Below are 19,576 nucleotides of genomic sequence, written 5' to 3' on the forward strand. Positions count from 1 at the left end.
TAATGAAAGATTGTAATGTACTTCTTATAAATGATATATGCTCCTATGGTAAAGCTTCTTTAACTGTTAATATACCTGTTCTTTCTGCTTTTGGAATGAAAGTATCTCCATTAATAACTGTATTACTTTCTAATCATACTGCTTTTGAATCTTTTTATGCTTTTAATTTAACAGAACAATTAAAGCAAATAGTAAATGAATTAAAAAAGAGAGAGGCAAAATTTGATGCCTTATATATAGGCTGGCTTGCATCCGATGAACAAGTTGATATAGTTATAGATATAATAGAATATTTCAAAATAAAAATTGTATTATTAGACCCAATATTAGGAGATAATGGAAAATTGTATTCTTCTATGACTGAAAAACATATAAAATCACTTAAAAGAATATTAAAATATGCTACAATAGTAACACCTAATATCACAGAATTATGTTTACTTTTAGATAAAGATGCAAGTAAAAAATATACAGAAGATAATATAATAGAAATGGCTAAAGAGTTATCAAATATAGCTTCGGAAAATATTATTGTAACAAGTGTAGAAAAAGATAATAAATTTGGTTCTTTAGCATACAATAAAGAAAATAATAATGTTGTAACAAGCTACTTTAATAAAATAAATATAGCAATGCCTGGTACTGGGGATGCTTTTGCTTCAGCATTATTAGGATATATATTAAATGATTATTCTATAGAAGATGCATTAAAAAAAGCAACTCAATTCATATACAAAGCAATAGAACTCTCTGTAAAAGAAAATGATAATAGAATATACGGCATATCTATAGAAAAAAGACTTAACCTATTAAAAGATTTATTTTAATAGTTTGTTTAATATATCTTCTATTTCTTTTTCTATATATTTTTTATCATTCATATCTTTACCCCAAACAGATTTATTTAATGCTGTTTTATATAATTGCAAAGATTGTTTTAAAAGAGTATTTGTGTTTCTATCTATATAACTTTCAGCTCTCAATTTATATATTCTAGCAAGCAAAGCATATCCGCTTCCATCATCAGGAAGAAGTGAAATATAATTTAGAGCATATTTCTGAGCCTTGTTATAATCTCTAAAATTATTTAAAGCTACAATAGAAGCCCTATAATTAGCAGCAGCTTGATTTTTATTGATACTAACAATGTTCTCATATCCTTCTAATGCTTCACGAGTATTTCCTGTACTCTCATTTACATAAGATATTTGATATAAATAGTCAAGATTATCTCCATTAATTAAAACTGCCCTGTTAGCATATCTCATAGCAGCTTCATTATTTCCTAATTTAATATTTAATTTTGATAATGCATAAAAATCTCTATCAGATTCATATTCCTTATTTAAATTAAATAAAGATAAAGGATAAGATGAAACATTAATAATACTATCTACCTTCCAAAGCAAATCAACGTCCATATATTTAGAAGCCCTATCAAAAGCATTAATAGAATATCCATATAATCTGCTTTTACTATAAATTCTTCCTAATACAGCATCTTTTGCTCCCTCAATATTAACATACTGAAAAATATTATAAGTTATGTCATAAGCACTATTATCATACTCATATGCTAACGCCTCTGCCAAAGCTATAACATTATTCATATAAGCAGGTGATATTCTTAAAACCTCTCTTCTCACATCAGAAAACTTTACATACCCATTAACATTATTATAATTGCCCATAGAAGCTAAATAAGAATCAATATATATTTTATTTTTTATAGCTATAGCATCATAATTATCTCTATTAATTCTTGTAGCTAAATTAACAATATTTTTAGATTTTTCATACTCTTTTTGATTATATAAATATGAAGCATAATAACCATATATTATAGAGTTAATCTTTTTTATATAAGGGTCTTTAGTATCAATATTCTTAAGTCCGTCTATATAATTAATAGCTTCTTCATATCTATCAGCTCTTAAATACTCAAATACTTTATCTGTAATAAGAGAAGTATTATATTTTAAATCATCTTCCCAAAATAAAGTGGATTTCATATCCGTAAGATATATCTCTTTTTGATAATCAGAAATATCGTTTGATTTTATTCTTAAACTTAATAACTCTCTTAATAATACAACATTATCAACACTTATAATATTATTATCAAAAGCTCTTTTTAAAACCTTAATTGCTTCATCTGTAGAACCTAATTTAGAATAGCTGCTTGCCATATACCATAATCTTTTTTGCTCTTCATAACCATTAAATCTACTATTCATAATTAAATTAACAACATCAACATAAAGTCCATTATTATATAAATAATCAACCCTATCAAGAACAATATTATTTTCAAGTGACTTTATCAAATTAGCAACTGTATTTCTATAAGCATTAACACTAACTAATATTTCTCTTGCTTTTTTATAGTTTCTTTTAAATATCAAATATTTAGCATATTCTATTTTATTTTCATCAGATATATCATATATACCAACAATTTGAGAAATTATTTCATTTGGATAATATAAGTATCCATAATTATAAAGCATATTAGCAAGAGTTTCATATAATCTAGGCTTATTATAAGAATATTTTAATCCCTCTTCTAATGTATTAATAGCCTCTCTCTCTTTACCCTCATACAAAAATATTTGAGCAAGTATAGCATATGCCTCATCAAAGTCTTTATTCTCTCTTATAAAACCATTTAGCATACTTTTAGCTTCAGTATAATTTTGAGTTTTAAAATAAGTCTTAGCCAAAGCAAGTTCTATTTCAGGATAATCTTTTGTATAATTTGAAAGAGAATTTAATTTACTAAAGGCATTACTATAATCATTAGAAATTACATAATTATCCCAAAGATAAAGCTCTTTTTGAACCGTAGCATTAGATATTTTAGAGTTTATTCTAATTAAACTAGCAGTATTAGAAACATTTTCTCTAACAGCTACATTATAATTGTTTAGGGCATCATCATACTGCTTTTTAAAAATACTAATATCTCCAAAACCCTCGTATCCGCATTCACTGCCATTTTTTATACATAAACTATAATATTTCTCAGCACTCTTTATATCAAAATTTCTTAAAGCAATATCTCCAGCTAAATATAACCAATAATTATCATTATATATTTTATACGCAGATATATAAGCTATTAAAGCATATTCATACTCATTAATCTTGTAAAAGAAATCAGTTATATTAGTATGCACTTCTCTATCATTAATATACCAGTTTATAATTTTGCTGAAATCTAAAGAAGCATAATATAAATCTCCATGCCTATAATAAGCAATCCCTCTTGTATAATAAATATCATAATAATCTTTATAACTTTCTTCTAATAAATTACAAATATTAATAGCTTCATTATATTTAAACTCTTCTATTAATAGTTTAGCCTCATTTAATTTATTTATAATATCTATTTTAATTTCTTCATTTGCATTATTAAAAAAATCATTTGTAACTATATTTACATTTTCTAAATTAATATCTAAATTTCTATCAGATACAGTTTTTTGAGAATATTGTAAAATATCTTTGGAATATGCCGAAATATATAGCATAAAAATAGCTAGTAGTATCTTTATTAATTTCATAATATTTCCTTACAAATACTGCTATAAATATCGGAAATAATAATATTAATTTTTAGTAAAGACACAAAAAATAAATTATGAAAGAAATTATAATATTAACATCAAATATAACAATAAAAAATAAAACAAATCTATTTATATTAAATTTAATAGATTTACTATATAAAAAAGGCTTAAAAGTTACATTATATTCAAATAAATTCCCAAAAACTTTTCATGGATATATTACAAAAAAACATCTATCATTAAAACTCCCAAATATAAAAGATATAGTAAATCAATCAAGAAATGCTCATGCAATAATAGCCATAGATTATCCAATGAATATAATAGCATATAAAATAAAAAATATGTTTAATAAAATGAAAACAAAATCGCCTTTAATAATATGGTATTCAATAAACTTTCAAAAACATATATATAAAAATAACAATAGAAGAAAATTAAAAGAAGATTATAAAAGTATTTCTAATATAGATGTAGTATTATCTGCTAATGAAAAAACAAAAAATATGTTAGAATATATTTATAATATAGAAACAATAGAAATAGTTCGCCCATACTACTCACCATATATTTTTAATTATAATAACAATAAAGAAAATTATATACTCACTTTCTTTGATGCCAAAAACAGCATATATAAATGTACTGCTGCATACTGTGAATATATAAATAATTCAATAAAAAATAATAAAGAGATATACAAATTAATAATAGTAGGCTACAATAAATACTTAGAAGATAATATAAATAAATTAAATATAAAAGACCACGTAGAGTTAGTGGATTATAATTCTAATATAGAAAAGATAATATCAAATGCCTATACAATTTTAATACATAATATAGACGATCCTTTCTATATAGAATTAATATCCGCTTGGAATAATAAACAAATACCAATAATAGACTCTAAAAGTCCATCTGCAGAAATTAGCATAGATAATAAAAACGCTCTAATATATAACTCTCAAAACCCAATATCTCTATACAATAAATTAATTACACTTATAGAAGATAAAAAGTTATATAATAGCCTCACTTCTTCAATAGAAAATATTCCAAGCATTGAAGATAGTGTAAATCAATTATTAGAAATAATAACAAAAAAATTATAAATTATTTCTGCTAGGTTTTCTCAATTTTGGCTCTTCATTATTTGGAATAACTTTTTTAAGCTCATTAAACAATCTTTTCTCTTCAGAAGACAATTTATTATTAACGTCAATATTTACTATAACAAACAAATCTCCGCGAGATGATCTATTGATATGATTAGCACCATTTCCTTTTAACTTAAAAATCTGTCCGCTATTAGTACCAGCAGGAATTTTTATTTTTACTTTCTTTTTGTCTAATGTTTCTATAAATATATCATCACCGAGAGTAGCTTGAACTATATTAATGCCTACTTCGGTAATTAAATCAATACCTTCTCTAACAAAATACTGATGCGGTGCAACATGTATATAAAGATATAAATCTCCATTTACACCTCTAGCTATAGCTTCTCCCTCACCAGATATTCTTAATTGAGTATTATCATCAATTCCCTTAGGTATATTAACAGATATAGTTTTAGGTTTTTTAATAGTACCAGTTCCATGACATTTTTTACAAGGCGTAGTAACAATAGAGCCAGTACCATGACATTTTTTACAAGTTCTTCTCACACTAAAAAAGCCCTGAGCCATTCTCACTTCACCCGTACCATTACAAGAAGGACAAGTTTGAGTTTTTGTACCCGGTTCAGCTCCGCTTCCATTACAAGCATCACAAATATCTTTTTTATCTAATTTAATCTCCATCTTTCTGCCAAATACGGCATCTTCAAGAGAAAGTGTAATATCATGTCTTAAATCATTTCCTCGTCTTTGTCCTCTTGAACTTCTAGAAGAAAATCCGCCTCCAAAAAAAGAACTAAATATATCATCCAAATCGCCAAAACCGCCTGAACCTCCAAACATTTGTGAAAAATCAAATCCACCACTTCCATAAGCATCAGCAAAATCACTATGAACGCCTTGAAAACCAAATTGATCATACTGAGCACGTTTCTTCTCATCAGATAATATTTCATAAGCCTCCGTAGCTTCTTTAAACTTCTCTTCTGCTTCTTTATTTCCCGGATTTCTATCAGGGTGATATTGCATAGCTAATTTTCTATAAGCCTTTTTAATTTCATCAGCACTAGCTGTTTTGTTTACTCCCAATACTTCGTAATAATCTCTTTTGTTTGCCATTTTAACATATCCTCATTAATTAAAATACATAAAAAATAAAAGCTTCTATATATAAAATCAAAAAATAAATATTAAAAAAATTATTTTCTTCTCTTACTTCCAACTATTATGCTAACACCTAAACCTAAAGCTGCTAGCCCTGTAATAACATATTTATTATTAGCTAAATACTTAATATTATATTCCATTCTCTTTTTTTTGTCAGATAAAACATCATAAGCCTCAGTAATCTCTTTAAACTTATTAGTAGCTATATCATCTCCATCATTTCTATCAGGATGATATAATTTTGCTAACTCTCTATAAGACTTTTTTATTTTCTCTTCACTTGCAAATATATTAACATTAAGTATCTTATAATAATCCATAAAAATATCCTTAAATTATATATATAAAAACAATTTTCATCAATACAAAAAACTAAACAAAAAATTAATTATCAAAAAACATTAGACTTTCAACTATAAGCAATAATCCACTAGCTATCCATATACTCTTAGTACCTAAAATATTAGTAAACAAACTACCCAAAAATGCTCCGAACATAAAACATAATAAAATACTTAAATATATAAGACCATTTTTTAAACCTGTTTTATCTTTATTAAATAAAAATTTAAAAAAATTTTCTGAAGCAGATCTTAAATTCCCAGTACACATATTAGTAACATAAGCAAGTCCCTCAACCCTATTAAAAGTTATCATCAAAATACCAGACATAAAAGCTATAAAACTAATAACTAAACTATCAAATAATTTTTCAGGTAAAATACCAACTATAAAAAGTATGATAGCATTTATAAGTATTACAACATATTCTAATTCCATTAATTTTTTTTTGTTTAAGATTTTTTTTATATATAAAGCAAACCAAATACCTATTACAAACACAAAAATAGATATTAAATAATGAATAGCCTCAAAAAAATTCCTCTCAGCAATATTCATAGCAAAAAATATAATATTTCCTGTTTGAGCATAGGCAAATACACCATCTCTTGTAATATAGGTATATGAATCAACAAACCCTCCTATAATGCTAAATATAGATGCTATATAAATAGTTTGTGTTGTATGTATTGATTCATTCTTTCCTTTTATAAAAGATATGAGATTGCTTTTCATATAAAAAATATTCCCATAAAATTTAATTGCAAATATTATAACATAAAACAGTATTTTTAGAAATATATATAATTTTATTTGTGTTAAGGAGTATGAGATATTGGACATTTTTTAGTATAAAAAAAGCAGTATCCTTGTTATAATATTTTGAACATAAAACAAATAAAAAGGATGCTACTATGAAAAAAGATTATAGCACAGAATTTAAATTATTTATAGTGGATGAAGCATTAGAAACTAAAAATATTAAAAGATTTCTAAAGATAGAAGAAATACCCAAATCTACTTTTTATACTTGGATTAAGAAATATAAAAATACTGGAACAGTTGCTAATTTTAGTACTAGACCGAAAACTTCTCCAAATATCTTTAATAATCAAGAAGCTATTAATTTAATTATTGAACTCTATACTAAAGAATATCGAGGTAAGCATTATATTAAAGCATATTTAAATCGTGAAGGCATTAAGATAGGGGTTACAGCTATAGAGAATGTACTAAAAAGAAATAATCTTTGGAGATATAAAACAAAAAAGAAAAAGAAGCGATATGATAAGCGTAAATTTGTCTCTAAAATACAAAAAGAAGGCAAAATAGTTCAAATAGACACTAAATATATCAAATTAGGCAGAAAAACAGTCTATCAGTTCACTGCTGTCGATTTAGCTACTCGCTATAGTTGGAGGCAAATCTATGAGGATAAAACACCTTATAGTGCTTTATCTTTCTTAAAATATGTATTGAAAACTTCACCTTTTAGGATACAATCTATACAGACCGATAATGGTATGGAATATACTTATCGCTGTATTAATACTCCTAAAATAAATATTTTTGATGAATATTGTCTTAAAAATAAATTAGAACGAAGATATATTCCTGTAGCAACACCAAGATACAATGGCGTAGTAGAAAGAGTACACGGTATAGACGAAAGAGAATTTTATTCACGATTAAATAAAAATATAACTGTAGAATTATTGAGAGAAAAATTAAAAGAATATACACATTTTTATAACAATCAAAGATTGATTTCTTCGTTAGGTTATATTACAATCAAAGAAAGAATCAAAAATATTATAGCAAGTAAAAGTACAATATCTATGGCTCCATGACAAATTTTATCATTTTTTAACAAATAACTAAAAAAATAAAATTATCTCATAGGCTTGAAAAAAAAAATCTTATATTATAAACTACTATATATTTTAAAATGAGAGAGCGGGTAAAAGATGAAAAAAGTTATTACAGCACTATTATTTATTTTTAGTATTAATCTATTTGCAATAGACGATATGTTAGACAAAGATAATATGCATAACCTTATAGACGGAGTAAACTCTACAAGAGCTGGAAGCGATAGAATAAGCACTATTTATAACTTTTCTCCGCTTATGAATCATAATACTCCTTTTAAACTTGGTGTTTCTTTATTAGATTTAAGATACATTTTTGACAACACAATCACAAACTCTCAAGGAGAACAAAATTTTGCAATAACTCCTAAAGGATTTATTGGTTTAAGCTATGGTATATTCGGCATAGGTTATCAATTTAATTTACATAATAATTTAAATGAAAAAAACGCTCCTATAATATCTACACACTCAGCATCTTTTGGACTTGCAACAGATAAATACAGATTATCATTACCTGTATCCGTTGGTGTTGCCGATGGAAGCCGTTATGGTGCTAAATTAGCTATAAGCACAACCCCTAAATTTTCATTTTTATTTAGAGGCGGCATATTAGACGAATTTACTATATCATTACATTACGGTATACAACTATCTTCAATAACAAATAATGTAGCAGACACATCAGTAGCTCCTATGGTAATAGGCGGAAGCTTATACGGTACTGTTATGCTTTCAAGATTTGATAGTGCCCCTGTACAGATAAGCTTGCCTATAAAACTCGCTTTCTATTATGGTATAAAGAGCAGATGGGCTACTATTGATGCGGCTTATGCGGAAGATATGTTATTTAATTATTTATATAGTGATGACGGAGAACGTGCTACAGACAGTATGCGTTTTTATATAATGCTTCCTGCAAAATTTGAATCTAAACTTGGCGCTTTATATTATTATATAATGACAAGGATCATGTTTGAAGGAAATATTTATAAAACTACAGGGCTATATAAACTCTATTACGGTGTAGAGGGCGAATTACAAGTTACATTAGTAGAAAATCTTACATTCGGTCTTACGGCATATGCTGATGGTCAGGGCTTAATGCGTAAAGACAGAGATTTTGAAATTAATAATGCCTTTGGTGCTGGATTAGACATTTGGGGCATATGGAGATACTAATATTGTAATTTTCACTCAATAAAATATAATACTCTATAAAAAATATGGAGTATTATAAGTGAATATTTTAGTTATAAATGGAAGCCCTAAGGGAAATAACAGCATTACTTTACAAACATTACTTTTTTTAGAGAAAGCTTTTACAAATCATAATTTCTCTTTTTTAAATGTTGGTCAAAAAATAAGACACTATCAAAAAAACTTTAATGAAGTAGAAAAAGAAATAAACAAAGCAGATATAATAATATTTGCCTACCCTGTTTATACTTTTTTAGTGCCATATCAACTGCATAGATTTATAGAATTATTAAAAGAAAAGAATATTGACTTATCTCAAAAATACGCTACACAAGTATCAACATCAAAACATTTTTATGATACAACAGCTCATAAGTTTGTAGAAGAAAATTGTTTAGATTTGAATCTTAAATACATAAGAGGATTTTCTGCTGATATGGACGATTTGCTTACTCAAAAAGGTCAAGAAGAGGCTATAGCATTTTTTAACTATTTAATATTTTCTGTTCAAAATAATATAAACATAAACTCTAATAGTTATAATAAAGAAAAAAATAATATTAATATTTATAAAAGGCAAGTTGAAAGCTCATCTGTTAAAGATGAAAACAAAGATGTTGTTATAGTTACAAACTGTGCTAAAGATGACAATAATTTAAGAAATATGATAGAAGATTTTAAGGCTATGTTTAATTACAGCACGAGGGAGATAAATATTAGAGAGTATAAATTTCATGGCGGATGTATGGGTTGTTTCGGCTGTGCTATTACAGGTAAATGTGTTTATAAAGATGGGTTTGATGAGTTTTTAAGGATAGAGATACAAAAGGCTAACGCTATTATTTATGCTTTTACTATAGAAAATCATTATACGCATTCTAGTTTTAAGATTTATGAAGACAGGCAATTTTGCAATGGTCATAGAATGGTTACTGAAGGTATGCCTGTTGGATATATTGTAGCAGGTAATTATGATAAAGAATATAATTTACAAACGCTCATTGAAGCTAAATGCGAAGTTGGAGGAAATTTCTTAACTTATGTTGCAAATGACAATAAAAACAACACTTTAGAGGAATTAAAAAAGCTCTCCAACACTATGAATTATGCTATAATAAATAAATGTTCCCGACCAAAAAACTTTTACGGCATAGGCGGAATGAAAATATTTAGAGATTTAATATATATTATGCAAGGAATAATGAAAGCTGACCATAAATATTATAAAAAACATAATATATATGATTTCCCTCAAAAACAAAGAGGAAGAATGCTTCAGATGAAATTAGCAGGATATTTAATGTCTATTCCAAGCGTACAGAAGAAGATGAGAGGCAAGATGAATCAATATATATTAATGCCGTATAAAAAAGTAATAGATAAAACCTATAAAAAAATAAATTAATAATTATTACATAAGTTTTTTAGTATTGTTTTTATTATTAGTATATAATACAATAAATCATTATTACAAATTTATTTTAGGGGTAGAATAATGATTACAGGTATATCATCAACTAGTAATACCAATAAATATGTGCAAAGCATAGGCGGTGTAGAAGTTACAGTTACAACCGACCTTACAGAGAAAACTACAACTATCAATGTAGCGGCAAAAGTAACAGGCGGAGCTTTAAACGCTCAAGCTTAAAACAAATATTTATAACAATATAATTTTTGGGGATTTATGAAAAATATTTTTTTTATTTTACTAGCTTTATTCTCTTATAAGCTTTATTCTTTAACAGACGATGAAGTAAAATTTTTAAAAGCATGTGAGAACGGAAAATATGAAACTGTTATAACTATGTTAGATAGAAAGGTAAATGTAAATGTTACAACAGAAGATGGACTTACTGGTTTAATGCTTGCTTCGCATAAGGGGTATCCTAATATAGTAAAACTTCTTATACGACATAATGCTGATGTTAATATAGTAGATAATGTTGGATATAATGCTTTGATATTTGCTGCTTCAGAGGGAAGAAACGATATTGCTAAAATGCTTATAAAGGCAAAAATAAATATTAATGCCAAAAACAGCTATGGAGAAAATGCTTTGCATGTGGCTTCATACAAACTCTACAGCAATGTTGTTCAAACTCTAATTGACTCTGAAATAGATATTAATGCGGTCAATAATGATGGAGATAATGCTTTGATGATGGTTTTTATGTCGGCTGCTACAAGGGAAGAGATGATGCCTACTATTGAAATATTATGTAAAAACGGAATAGATGTTAATGCTAAAGATAAAAATGGAGAATCTATAATAGAATATATAAAAGCTAACTACAAAAAAGGAGATGCTTTAATAGAATATTTAAAGCAATATGGTGCTATAGAATAATTAAATAATAGGGTTGAATTTTTGCATTTTTATTATATATTATACCAATTATGGAAAATAATATAAATGAAGATATAAATGTTCAGCCTCAGGAACAAAACTCTAATAATGATTCTAATTCAGCATCATTGCCCAATAATGAATTTAAAGTTTCTCTATCAAGTATAGATTATGAAGGTCCTCTTTCAATACTATTTGATATGCTTAAAAGAAGCGAGAAAAATATATACGAAGTTTCAATACTAGAAATAATTGACCAGTTTATAGAATATTTAAAAGAGCAAGCTGCATTAAATTTAGATTCTACAGGTGAGTTTTTAGTAGTAGCTTCAGATTTTCATTTATACAAATCAAGAATGTTGCTGCCTCATGATATGGACGATGATAAGTTTACAGATAGGCTTAAATTTGAAATAGTAGAGCAAATGCTTGAGTTTCAAAGATATAAAATGGTTTCTGAAGAACTTGACAGGCTTCAAGAATATTCAGACTCTATATTTGAAAGAAAAGATACTGAGAGAGTTAAGTTTTTTCAAAATAATAGTAGTAGCGAAGATAATGAAATGGCTTGGAAAGATGTTACTCTTTATGATTTAGTATATGCTTTTACAAAGGTGCAATTTGTGCCTGAAACTGATTTGGCTGTGCTTTCTGGTATGTCGAACTTTCATATAGACAATGCTATTGATATGATAAAAATAAAATTATCTGAAGAAGATGTATTTCCATTTATAGTTTTATTTAAAGATGGTGTTACAAAAAGACAGCTCGTTACATTCTTTCTTGCTATGCTTGAGCTTGTTAAAGAAAAAGAGATTTTATTGAAACAAGATATAAAATTTGGCGATATTTACGTCTTTAAAAGAAAAGAAGACAATAATAATAATAATAATGAATCTAATCAGGAATTAAATAATGAATGAAAATAAATTTAATAATGGCTATATATTTGCCATACTAGCAGTTATAATATGGAGTACAAATTTTGTAGCTGCAAGATATCTTCTAGGATTATCTCCTATAGAAATATCATTTTACAGATGGCTTGTAACTTTTTTAGTATTGACTCCTTTTTGTATAAGAAGTTTAATAAAAAATATTAATTTAGTAAAAGGTTTATGGATAAAAATTATAATAATTTCTATATTAGGCATTACTGCTTTTAATACTTTTGTATATTTAGCCGCACATACTTCTAATGCCACTAATATGTCTTTGATAGCAACATTATCTCCTATAATAATTGCTATAATAAGCAGAATTATATGGAAAAAACATTTAAGCAAAGCACAAAAACAGGGATTATTTATAATTATTTTAGGAGTTGTTATTTTACTCACTAAAGGAAGTATAGAAGTTATAAGCAAATTAAAATTTTCTATAGGCGATTTATATATGATTTTCGCTGTAACATTATTTGCAGTATATACTATAACATTAAAAATTAGACCAAAAGATTTCCCTCAAACTACTTTTTTCTATCTTATGGTAGCAATAGGGCTTATTCCGTTAGCAATATTAATGATTCCTAAATACATTAATAATCAAGCACATATTCTAAACTTTAATTCTGCTATTGTGCTTATATATATTGGTATATTTCCTTCAGCTTTGGGCTTTATATTTTGGAATATAGCAGTGTCAAAAATAGGAGCTATGAAAGCAAGTATAATATATGATTCTGTGCCTTTTTTCTCTACAGTTGGTGCTATTATTTTACTTCATGAAAAACCATATATAGCACAAATAATAGGCGGCGTTTTAATATTAATTGGAATTATATACTCATCTGTTGCCGATAATAATAAAAAAATAGCTGAAAAATAATTTTGTGTTTTGATTTTATATATATAGCTTATTTTTTATATAACTAATTTATATTCTCACTCAAATTATTCTTTTATATCATTAAATACATCTTTTAATGTAATATGTTTTAATTTATCTTCCATAGCTTTTTGAACAATTTCAAGCTTTGGCTGCAATGCTGAAGTAATTTTTTTTCCAACAGGACATTTTTTATTTGGATTTTCATGAAAACTAAATAGATTATCATCGTCTAAACTCTCTACAGCATTAAATATATCAAGCAATGTAATATTTTCTATTTTTCTATTTAATGAAATTCCTCCAGTACCTCTTTTTACCATAATAATATCTGCTTTTTGCAACTGTATTAAAATATTTCTTATTATAACAGGATTAACATTAACACTGCATGAAATAAAATTGGAAGTCATTTTCTCATTTTTAAAATATAGAATACAAATGAGAGTATGTATTGCTATCGTAAACCTTGAACTAATCTTCATAATAATATCCTTAGGTAAAATTATAATACATTTATTTTATTAATGCAAGAAAATTATTGTAATACTTGACATTACAATAAAAAAATATATCATTGTAACAATAAGTATTACAATAGAGGAGACTTCATGAATAAATTATTATTTTTAATAGACTTTCTTATGAAAGAAAAAAATTATATATATGACGAAAATTTAACCAAAGCCATAAAAGAAAATGATGAAAAGAAGTTATATAATTATTTTAGATGTTTGATGAATATAAGAAGCCCTGATAATATAAGCGAAGAATATTTAAAAATAGAAGATGAATATTTGCAAGAAAGACTTAAAAATAAAAAACTAACAAGCATAGATGATATAAACCCCATAAAGGATAATTTATATATATGGCAAGGCGACATAACAACTTTAATGATAGATGCAATAGTAAATGCTGCTAATTCTGCTATGCTTGGCTGTTTTGTTTCGCTTCATAAATGCATAGATAATGCAATACATAGTGCATCAGGAACTAGATTAAGACTCTATTGCAATGATATTATGAAAGGCAATCTTGAAAAAACAGGAGGTTGCATCATAACACCTGCATTTAATCTTCCTAGCAAATATATTTTACATACAGTAGGTCCAATCATAAAAGATGAAGTTTCAAAAAATGATGAAGAGCTTTTATATAAATGTTATAAATCATGTTTAGAAACAGCTAAAAATAATAATATAAAAAGTATAGCATTTTGCTCAATATCCACAGGAGAGTTTAGGTTTCCAAATGAACTTGCTAGCTCTATAGCAGTAAAAGCCGTGAGAGATTTTTTAAAGAATACTGAATACAATATAAAAATAGTATTCAATGTATTTAAAGATTTAGATTATAAACTTTATAACAATATTTTAAATAATTAGGATGTGAAAAATATGAATGAAAAATTAAATTATATTAAATTAGCAGAAAAATTAAAATTAGCTATAGAAAAATCAGACTATATATTAATAGGAGCAGGTGCTGGGCTTTCTCTTTCTGCAGGTTTTTTGTATAGCGGCAAACGATTTGATGATAACTTTATTGAATACAAAGATAAATATGGATTAACTGATATGTATAGTGCAGGCTTTTATAACTACCCTACTCTAGAAGACTTTTTGGGATTTTTTTCTTTATTTGTTTATATTAATAGATATGATATTCCAGCCGATAAAACTCATTTAAATCTTTTGGACATAGTAAAAAATAAAAATTATTTTGTAATTACAACAAATGTTGATGGAAGATTTGAAGCAGCTAATTTTGATAAAAATAAACTATTTAAAGTTCAAGGGGATTTTTCTCTTTTTCAATGTTCTATTCCATGCAAACAAGAAACTTTCTACAATGAAAAATATATAAGAGAAATGCTAAAACATAGAAAAGATTTAAAAATACCTTCTAATCTTATTCCAAAATGTCCGTACTGCGGAGCTAATATATCAATGAATCTAAGAAGCGATGACACATTTGTTCAAGATGAAAATTGGTATAAATCCAAAGATAAATACAAAACTTTCTTGAATGAATCTAAAAATAAAAATATTTTGTTTTTGGAACTATGTGTTGGATTTAATACACCTGCTATAATAAAATATTCTTTTTGGAGAATGGCTTTAAAAAATAAAAACTCAATTTATGCATCTATTAATTTAAAAAATGTTTTTTCTATTCCAGATTTAAAAGACCGTTCTATATGCATAGATGATGATATATCCAAAGTATTAAAATATATAAAAAACAAATAATTTTAGTTGTAATACTTGACATTACAACTAAAATATGTTACTATATTTGTAATGATAGCTATTACAACTCTTTAATTAAAGAAAAATATTTTATACAAAAAAGGAGAATTAAAATGAAAATTGCAATAATAGGAGCAAATGGAAAAGCTGGAAGATTAATTATGAATGAGGCATTAGAAAGAGGATTAGATGTTACAGCTATAGTAAGAGATAAAACAAAAATCAATAATTCAAAAGTAAAAGTTATAGAAAAAGATTTATTTGATTTAAGAAAAGATGATTTAAAAGAATTTGACACTGTAGTAAGTGCATTTGGAATATGGGATGAGAAAGAACTTGATAAACATTCATTAGTTATGGAACATCTATGCAAAATACTTGCAAATACTAATACAAGGCTTATGATAGTAGGCGGTGCTGCAAGTTTATATGTAAATAAAGAGCATACTATGATATTAAAAGATGCACCTAATTTTCCAGAGGTTTTTATGAGGGTAGCAATAAGTTCTAATAAAGCATTTGATATATTAAAATAAGAAAGATGTTTTATGGACTTATGTATCACCTTATGCAGATTTTCAAGCTAATGGTGAAAAAACAGGAGAATATAATATAGGCAATGATGAATTATTAGTTAATTCTAAAGGCGAGAGTTATATTAGCTATGCTGATTATGCGGCTGCTTTTGCTGATGAAATAGTTAATAAAAAATACTTAAATCAAAGAATAACATTCTGTTCAAAATAATAAAAACAATAAAGCGTATAAAAGATTATTTCCTTTATACGCTTATATTTTTATTTAATTATTTTTTAAATTTATATTAATTCTCTTTATTATCTCTTCCATGACAATGTTTATATTTCTTACCGCTTCCGCAAGGACAAGGGTCGTTTCTTCCTATTTTGTTTGTCATTTTTACTTGAGCCTGTGCTATTTTTGGTTTAGCATTTTGATTATTATTGTCCATTGCACTAGCACTGCTCTTCTCTTCAACGCCGCCGTCAAAAGCACTTTCTCTCTTAGTATTATTAAATGCATTAGGCATTATTCTAACTCTCATTAAAAGATTAATAAGCTCATTGTGAATAACATCCATAGTAGCTACAAACATTTTATAGCCTTCAAGTTTATATTCTGTAAGAGGGTTTTTCTCTGCATATCCCCTTAAACCAATACCTTCTCTCAAGCTGTCCATAGCAAATAAATGGTCTTTCCACCTATTATCTATAATTGAAAGGAATATGTTTTTCTCTACTTCTCTAAATATCTTTTCATCTACCTCTAAAGATTTTTTTCTATATGCTTCTAATAATATTTTAGTAAGATTTTTTATTGCATTTTCAACTCCGCCTTCAACTGTCTTGTTTGCTGCATCTTCATCTATACTAATCAAATAACTGTTAAGCCATTTTGTTATCTCCATAGGATCAACAGTTTTTTTACCGTCTGCTATCTCTCTAATTGTAGAATCAGTTACATCAGAGATAATCTCTTCTATTCTTGGCGAAATATCATCAGAATAAAGTATATAATCTCTCTCATCATAAACTGCCATACGCTGCTGATTCATAACATCATCATACTCAAGTAAATGCTTTCTTATATCGAAGTTTCTGCCCTCAACTTTTCTCTGAGCATTTTCAATAGATTTGTTAAGCCACTTGTGTCCAAGCTCTTCTTCTTCACCCATACCCATAGCAAGCATCATGCTAGACACTCTCTCGCCTCCAAAAAGCCTCATCAAATCATCTTCAAGCGATAAGAAAAATACACTTAAACCAGGGTCTCCCTGTCTTCCGCTCCTACCGCGAAGCTGATTGTCAATACGTCTAGCCTCATGCCTTTCACTGCCTATAACATGCAATCCGCCAGCCTTTAATACAGCCTCTTTGTCAATCTTAGATTTTTCATTTATTTGTGTGATTCTCTCTACCTTTTCAAGCATCTCTAATGCATTATTTTTTTCAGCCAACTCTCTAGCCTCATCAAGTTTACTCGCAATAACAAATCTTACAAAAGCCTCTTTATAAAGGTCTATAGACTTTATTTTTTGATTTAACTCTTCTTTTTTGTAAGGGTCCCTCTCTTTAAATGCCCTATCTCTCATTATTGTAAGTATTTGCTCTATCTCAGAAACACCCTTAGCAATAGGGTTACCTCCAAGAACAATATCTGTACCACGACCTGCCATGTTTGTAGCAAGTGTAACAGCACCAGGCTCTCCTGCTTGTGCAATTATCTGAGCTTCTCTTGAGTGGTTTTTAGCATTAAGTACTTCGTGAGTGATTTTATGTCTTTTAAATACTTTAGATAATTCTTCGTTCATCTCAACTGACACTGTACCAACTAACACAGGCTTTCCTGCATCTTGAAGCTCTTTAATATATTTTGCTAATGCCTCAAATTTTGCTTTTCTTGTTCTATATATTCTGTCTGATAAATCCTGTCTTGCTATAGGCTTGTTTGTAGGAATAACTGCAACATCTAGCTTATATATTTTATAAAACTCTTCTGCCTCTGTTTCTGCTGTACCAGTCATACCAGAAAGTTTAGGATACATTCTAAAATAATTTTGGAATGTAATTGTTGCATAAGTCTGAGATTCATTTTGTATAGCAACTTTTTCTTTAGCCTCTATTGCCTGATGAAGCCCATCACTATAACGTCTTCCCTCAAGAACACGTCCTGTAAACTCATCTACAATCAAAACCTCTCCGTCTGTAACCATATAATCAACATCTCTTTTAAATACCTTATGAGCCTTTAATGCCTGATTAACATGGTGAACTATTGTACTGCTTTGAGCACCATAAAGGTTTTCTATATTTAAAAGTTTTTCTACTTTCTTTACACCCTCTTCTGTAAGGTATACATTTTTATCTTTTTCTATTAATACATAATCACCAGTGCCTGCAACCTCTCTCATTCTCTCATCTGTTTCTGCCTGCTTAAGCATAGGTATAATTCTGTCTATCTCATAATACATTTTAATATTTTTTTCTGCAGGTCCTGATATTATAAGAGGCGTTCTTGCTTCGTCTATCAATATACTGTCAACCTCGTCTACTATGGCATGATAAAACTTTCTCTGCACTTTATCTTCTTTTCTCACAACCATATTATCTCTTAAATAGTCGAAACCAAACTCATTATTAGTACCATAAACAACATCGCAATTATAAACAGCCCTTCTCTCTGGCGAATGCGGTCTAGTATTATCAAGTATGCCGACACTAATGCCAAGCATAGAGTATATAGGCATCATCCATTCGGCGTCCCTTTTGGCAAGATAATCATTCACTGTAACTACATGTACTCCTAATCCTGTTAAAGCATTAAGATAAACTGCCAAAGTAGCAACAAGCGTCTTACCTTCACCCGTTTTCATCTCAGCAATTCTTCCTTGATGAAGCACAGCACCTCCCATTATCTGCACATCAAAATGCCTCATGCCTGTAGTTCTTAAACTTGCCTCACGCACAACTGCAAATGCCTCTGGAAGCAATTCATCTAATATATCTTGAAGTTTCTTTTTATTCTCTTCTTTTGATAAATCTAATTCCTCTGTCTTACAGCCTATATAATCCTCTACTCTTTGCCTGAACTCTTTTGTTTTATTAGTTAACTCTTCATTAGTTAATTTCTTTATTTCTTCTTCAAATGTTAATGTTTTCTCTGCTATAGGTTTTAATATTTTAGCATCGTTTTGTTCTTTAGAGCCAAATATTAATTTAAATACTAAATCCATCGCTCCCATTATAGGTAAATCTCCTTTATTAAATCAAAATTGCTTAAACATTATATAAATAACTAAAAATATTCTTTATTTAAACTTAATAATAACATATAATGTAAATATAATAAA

The 19,576-nt window shown here is 27.3% G+C and carries 18 protein-coding genes; 12 read left to right on the forward strand and 6 right to left on the reverse strand.

Annotation, left to right across the window (positions count from 1 at the left end; genetic code table 11):
- Nucleotides 1–2 precede the first annotated feature (2 nt).
- Nucleotides 3–827: a pyridoxamine kinase gene (locus EPJ72_RS01690; RefSeq protein ID WP_147730540.1), complete on the forward strand. Its 825-nt coding sequence runs from the start codon at nt 3–5 to the stop codon at nt 825–827.
- Here EPJ72_RS01690 and EPJ72_RS01695 read toward each other — a convergent pair.
- A complete protein-coding gene (locus EPJ72_RS01695) occupies nt 819–3,569 on the reverse strand; it encodes a tetratricopeptide repeat protein (RefSeq protein WP_147730541.1) in 2,751 nt (916 codons plus the stop codon). The genes EPJ72_RS01690 and EPJ72_RS01695 overlap by 9 nt on opposite strands.
- Nucleotides 3,570–3,646: 77 nt before the next feature.
- Between EPJ72_RS01695 and EPJ72_RS01700 the strand changes: the two genes are divergently transcribed.
- Nucleotides 3,647–4,690, forward strand: a complete 1,044-nt coding sequence (locus tag EPJ72_RS01700; RefSeq protein WP_147730542.1) for a glycosyltransferase — start codon at nt 3,647–3,649, stop codon at nt 4,688–4,690.
- Here the strand turns inward: EPJ72_RS01700 and dnaJ are convergent.
- The 3 genes from dnaJ to EPJ72_RS01715 form a co-directional block, all read right to left on the reverse strand.
- On the reverse strand, nt 4,685–5,815 hold the full coding sequence (gene dnaJ, locus EPJ72_RS01705; RefSeq protein WP_147730543.1) for a molecular chaperone DnaJ: 1,131 nt from the start codon (nt 5,813–5,815) through the stop codon (nt 4,685–4,687). The genes EPJ72_RS01700 and dnaJ overlap by 6 nt on opposite strands.
- A gap of 80 nt (nt 5,816–5,895) precedes the next feature.
- Nucleotides 5,896–6,183, reverse strand: coding sequence for a DnaJ domain-containing protein (locus EPJ72_RS01710; RefSeq protein WP_147730544.1), 288 nt, complete (start codon nt 6,181–6,183; stop codon nt 5,896–5,898).
- Nucleotides 6,184–6,247: 64 nt separating this feature from the next.
- The gene (locus EPJ72_RS01715) at nt 6,248–6,940 is read right to left on the reverse strand and encodes a YoaK family protein (protein ID WP_147730545.1); all 693 of its coding nucleotides are present in this window, start codon (nt 6,938–6,940) and stop codon (nt 6,248–6,250) included.
- A gap of 179 nt (nt 6,941–7,119) precedes the next feature.
- Here EPJ72_RS01715 and EPJ72_RS01720 point away from each other — a divergent pair, with 179 nt between their 5' ends.
- From EPJ72_RS01720 to EPJ72_RS01745, 7 genes are all read left to right on the forward strand, one after another.
- Nucleotides 7,120–8,055, forward strand: a complete 936-nt coding sequence (locus tag EPJ72_RS01720; protein ID WP_158636872.1) for an integrase core domain-containing protein — start codon at nt 7,120–7,122, stop codon at nt 8,053–8,055.
- A gap of 117 nt (nt 8,056–8,172) precedes the next feature.
- Nucleotides 8,173–9,258, forward strand: coding sequence for a cell surface protein (locus tag EPJ72_RS01725; protein WP_147730546.1), 1,086 nt, complete (start codon nt 8,173–8,175; stop codon nt 9,256–9,258).
- 58 nt (nt 9,259–9,316) lie between these two features.
- Entirely contained in the window at nt 9,317–10,681 is a 1,365-nt protein-coding gene (locus tag EPJ72_RS01730) for an NAD(P)H-dependent oxidoreductase (RefSeq protein WP_147730547.1), read from the forward strand.
- A 90-nt stretch (nt 10,682–10,771) separates the two neighbouring features.
- Nucleotides 10,772–10,927: a hypothetical protein gene (locus EPJ72_RS13170; protein WP_014932940.1), complete on the forward strand. Its 156-nt coding sequence runs from the start codon at nt 10,772–10,774 to the stop codon at nt 10,925–10,927.
- A 36-nt stretch (nt 10,928–10,963) separates the two neighbouring features.
- Nucleotides 10,964–11,626: an ankyrin repeat domain-containing protein gene (locus EPJ72_RS01735; RefSeq protein WP_147730548.1), complete on the forward strand. Its 663-nt coding sequence runs from the start codon at nt 10,964–10,966 to the stop codon at nt 11,624–11,626.
- 50 nt (nt 11,627–11,676) lie between these two features.
- On the forward strand, nt 11,677–12,549 hold the full coding sequence (locus EPJ72_RS01740; RefSeq protein ID WP_147730549.1) for a segregation and condensation protein A: 873 nt from the start codon (nt 11,677–11,679) through the stop codon (nt 12,547–12,549).
- A complete protein-coding gene (locus EPJ72_RS01745) occupies nt 12,542–13,453 on the forward strand; it encodes a DMT family transporter (RefSeq protein WP_147730550.1) in 912 nt (303 codons plus the stop codon). Before EPJ72_RS01740 ends, EPJ72_RS01745 begins: the two co-directional genes overlap by 8 nt.
- Nucleotides 13,454–13,518: 65 nt before the next feature.
- Here the strand turns inward: EPJ72_RS01745 and EPJ72_RS01750 are convergent, their stop codons facing one another.
- Nucleotides 13,519–13,938, reverse strand: coding sequence for an Rrf2 family transcriptional regulator (locus EPJ72_RS01750; protein WP_147730551.1), 420 nt, complete (start codon nt 13,936–13,938; stop codon nt 13,519–13,521).
- Between the two features lie 126 nt (nt 13,939–14,064).
- On the opposite strand from EPJ72_RS01750, the gene EPJ72_RS01755 reads away from it, so the two are divergent.
- The 3 genes from EPJ72_RS01755 (at nt 14,065) to EPJ72_RS01765 (ending at nt 16,244) form a co-directional block, all read left to right on the forward strand.
- The gene (locus tag EPJ72_RS01755; protein WP_147730552.1) at nt 14,065–14,841 is read left to right on the forward strand and encodes a protein-ADP-ribose hydrolase; all 777 of its coding nucleotides are present in this window, start codon (nt 14,065–14,067) and stop codon (nt 14,839–14,841) included.
- Nucleotides 14,842–14,853: 12 nt separating this feature from the next.
- Nucleotides 14,854–15,708 (forward strand): Sir2 silent information regulator family NAD-dependent deacetylase, encoded by an 855-nt coding sequence (locus EPJ72_RS01760; protein ID WP_147730553.1) that lies wholly within the window; start codon nt 14,854–14,856, stop codon nt 15,706–15,708.
- Between the two features lie 113 nt (nt 15,709–15,821).
- Nucleotides 15,822–16,244 (forward strand): NAD(P)H-binding protein, encoded by a 423-nt coding sequence (locus EPJ72_RS01765; RefSeq protein ID WP_242004871.1) that lies wholly within the window; start codon nt 15,822–15,824, stop codon nt 16,242–16,244.
- Nucleotides 16,245–16,531: 287 nt separating this feature from the next.
- Here the strand turns inward: EPJ72_RS01765 and secA are convergent, their stop codons facing one another.
- The gene (gene secA / locus EPJ72_RS01770; RefSeq protein ID WP_147730554.1) at nt 16,532–19,468 is read right to left on the reverse strand and encodes a preprotein translocase subunit SecA; all 2,937 of its coding nucleotides are present in this window, start codon (nt 19,466–19,468) and stop codon (nt 16,532–16,534) included.
- Nucleotides 19,469–19,576 lie beyond the last annotated feature (108 nt).

This window comes from Brachyspira pilosicoli (assembly GCF_008016535.1).
Lineage (GTDB): Bacteria > Spirochaetota > Brachyspiria > Brachyspirales > Brachyspiraceae > Brachyspira > Brachyspira pilosicoli_A.

Bases quoted from the DNA above. Each gene is read 5' to 3' on its own strand.
- EPJ72_RS01710 (WP_147730544.1), bottom strand. From the start codon at position 6,183: ATGGATTATTATAAGATACTTAATGTTAATATATTTGCAAGTGAAGAG.
- EPJ72_RS01725 (WP_147730546.1), top strand. From the start codon at position 8,173: ATGAAAAAAGTTATTACAGCACTATTATTTATTTTTAGTATTAATCTA.
- dnaJ (WP_147730543.1), bottom strand. From the start codon at position 5,815: ATGGCAAACAAAAGAGATTATTACGAAGTATTGGGAGTAAACAAAACA.
- EPJ72_RS01735 (WP_147730548.1), top strand. From the start codon at position 10,964: ATGAAAAATATTTTTTTTATTTTACTAGCTTTATTCTCTTATAAGCTT.
- EPJ72_RS01695 (WP_147730541.1), bottom strand. From the start codon at position 3,569: ATGAAATTAATAAAGATACTACTAGCTATTTTTATGCTATATATTTCG.
- EPJ72_RS01715 (WP_147730545.1), bottom strand. From the start codon at position 6,940: ATGAAAAGCAATCTCATATCTTTTATAAAAGGAAAGAATGAATCAATA.
- EPJ72_RS01745 (WP_147730550.1), top strand. From the start codon at position 12,542: ATGAATGAAAATAAATTTAATAATGGCTATATATTTGCCATACTAGCA.
- EPJ72_RS01740 (WP_147730549.1), top strand. From the start codon at position 11,677: ATGGAAAATAATATAAATGAAGATATAAATGTTCAGCCTCAGGAACAA.
- EPJ72_RS01750 (WP_147730551.1), bottom strand. From the start codon at position 13,938: ATGAAGATTAGTTCAAGGTTTACGATAGCAATACATACTCTCATTTGT.
- EPJ72_RS01700 (WP_147730542.1), top strand. From the start codon at position 3,647: ATGAAAGAAATTATAATATTAACATCAAATATAACAATAAAAAATAAA.
- EPJ72_RS01760 (WP_147730553.1), top strand. From the start codon at position 14,854: ATGAATGAAAAATTAAATTATATTAAATTAGCAGAAAAATTAAAATTA.
- EPJ72_RS01765 (WP_242004871.1), top strand. From the start codon at position 15,822: ATGAAAATTGCAATAATAGGAGCAAATGGAAAAGCTGGAAGATTAATT.
- EPJ72_RS01755 (WP_147730552.1), top strand. From the start codon at position 14,065: ATGAATAAATTATTATTTTTAATAGACTTTCTTATGAAAGAAAAAAAT.
- EPJ72_RS01720 (WP_158636872.1), top strand. From the start codon at position 7,120: ATGAAAAAAGATTATAGCACAGAATTTAAATTATTTATAGTGGATGAA.
- secA (WP_147730554.1), bottom strand. From the start codon at position 19,468: ATGGGAGCGATGGATTTAGTATTTAAATTAATATTTGGCTCTAAAGAA.
- EPJ72_RS01690 (WP_147730540.1), top strand. From the start codon at position 3: ATGAAAGATTGTAATGTACTTCTTATAAATGATATATGCTCCTATGGT.
- EPJ72_RS13170 (WP_014932940.1), top strand. From the start codon at position 10,772: ATGATTACAGGTATATCATCAACTAGTAATACCAATAAATATGTGCAA.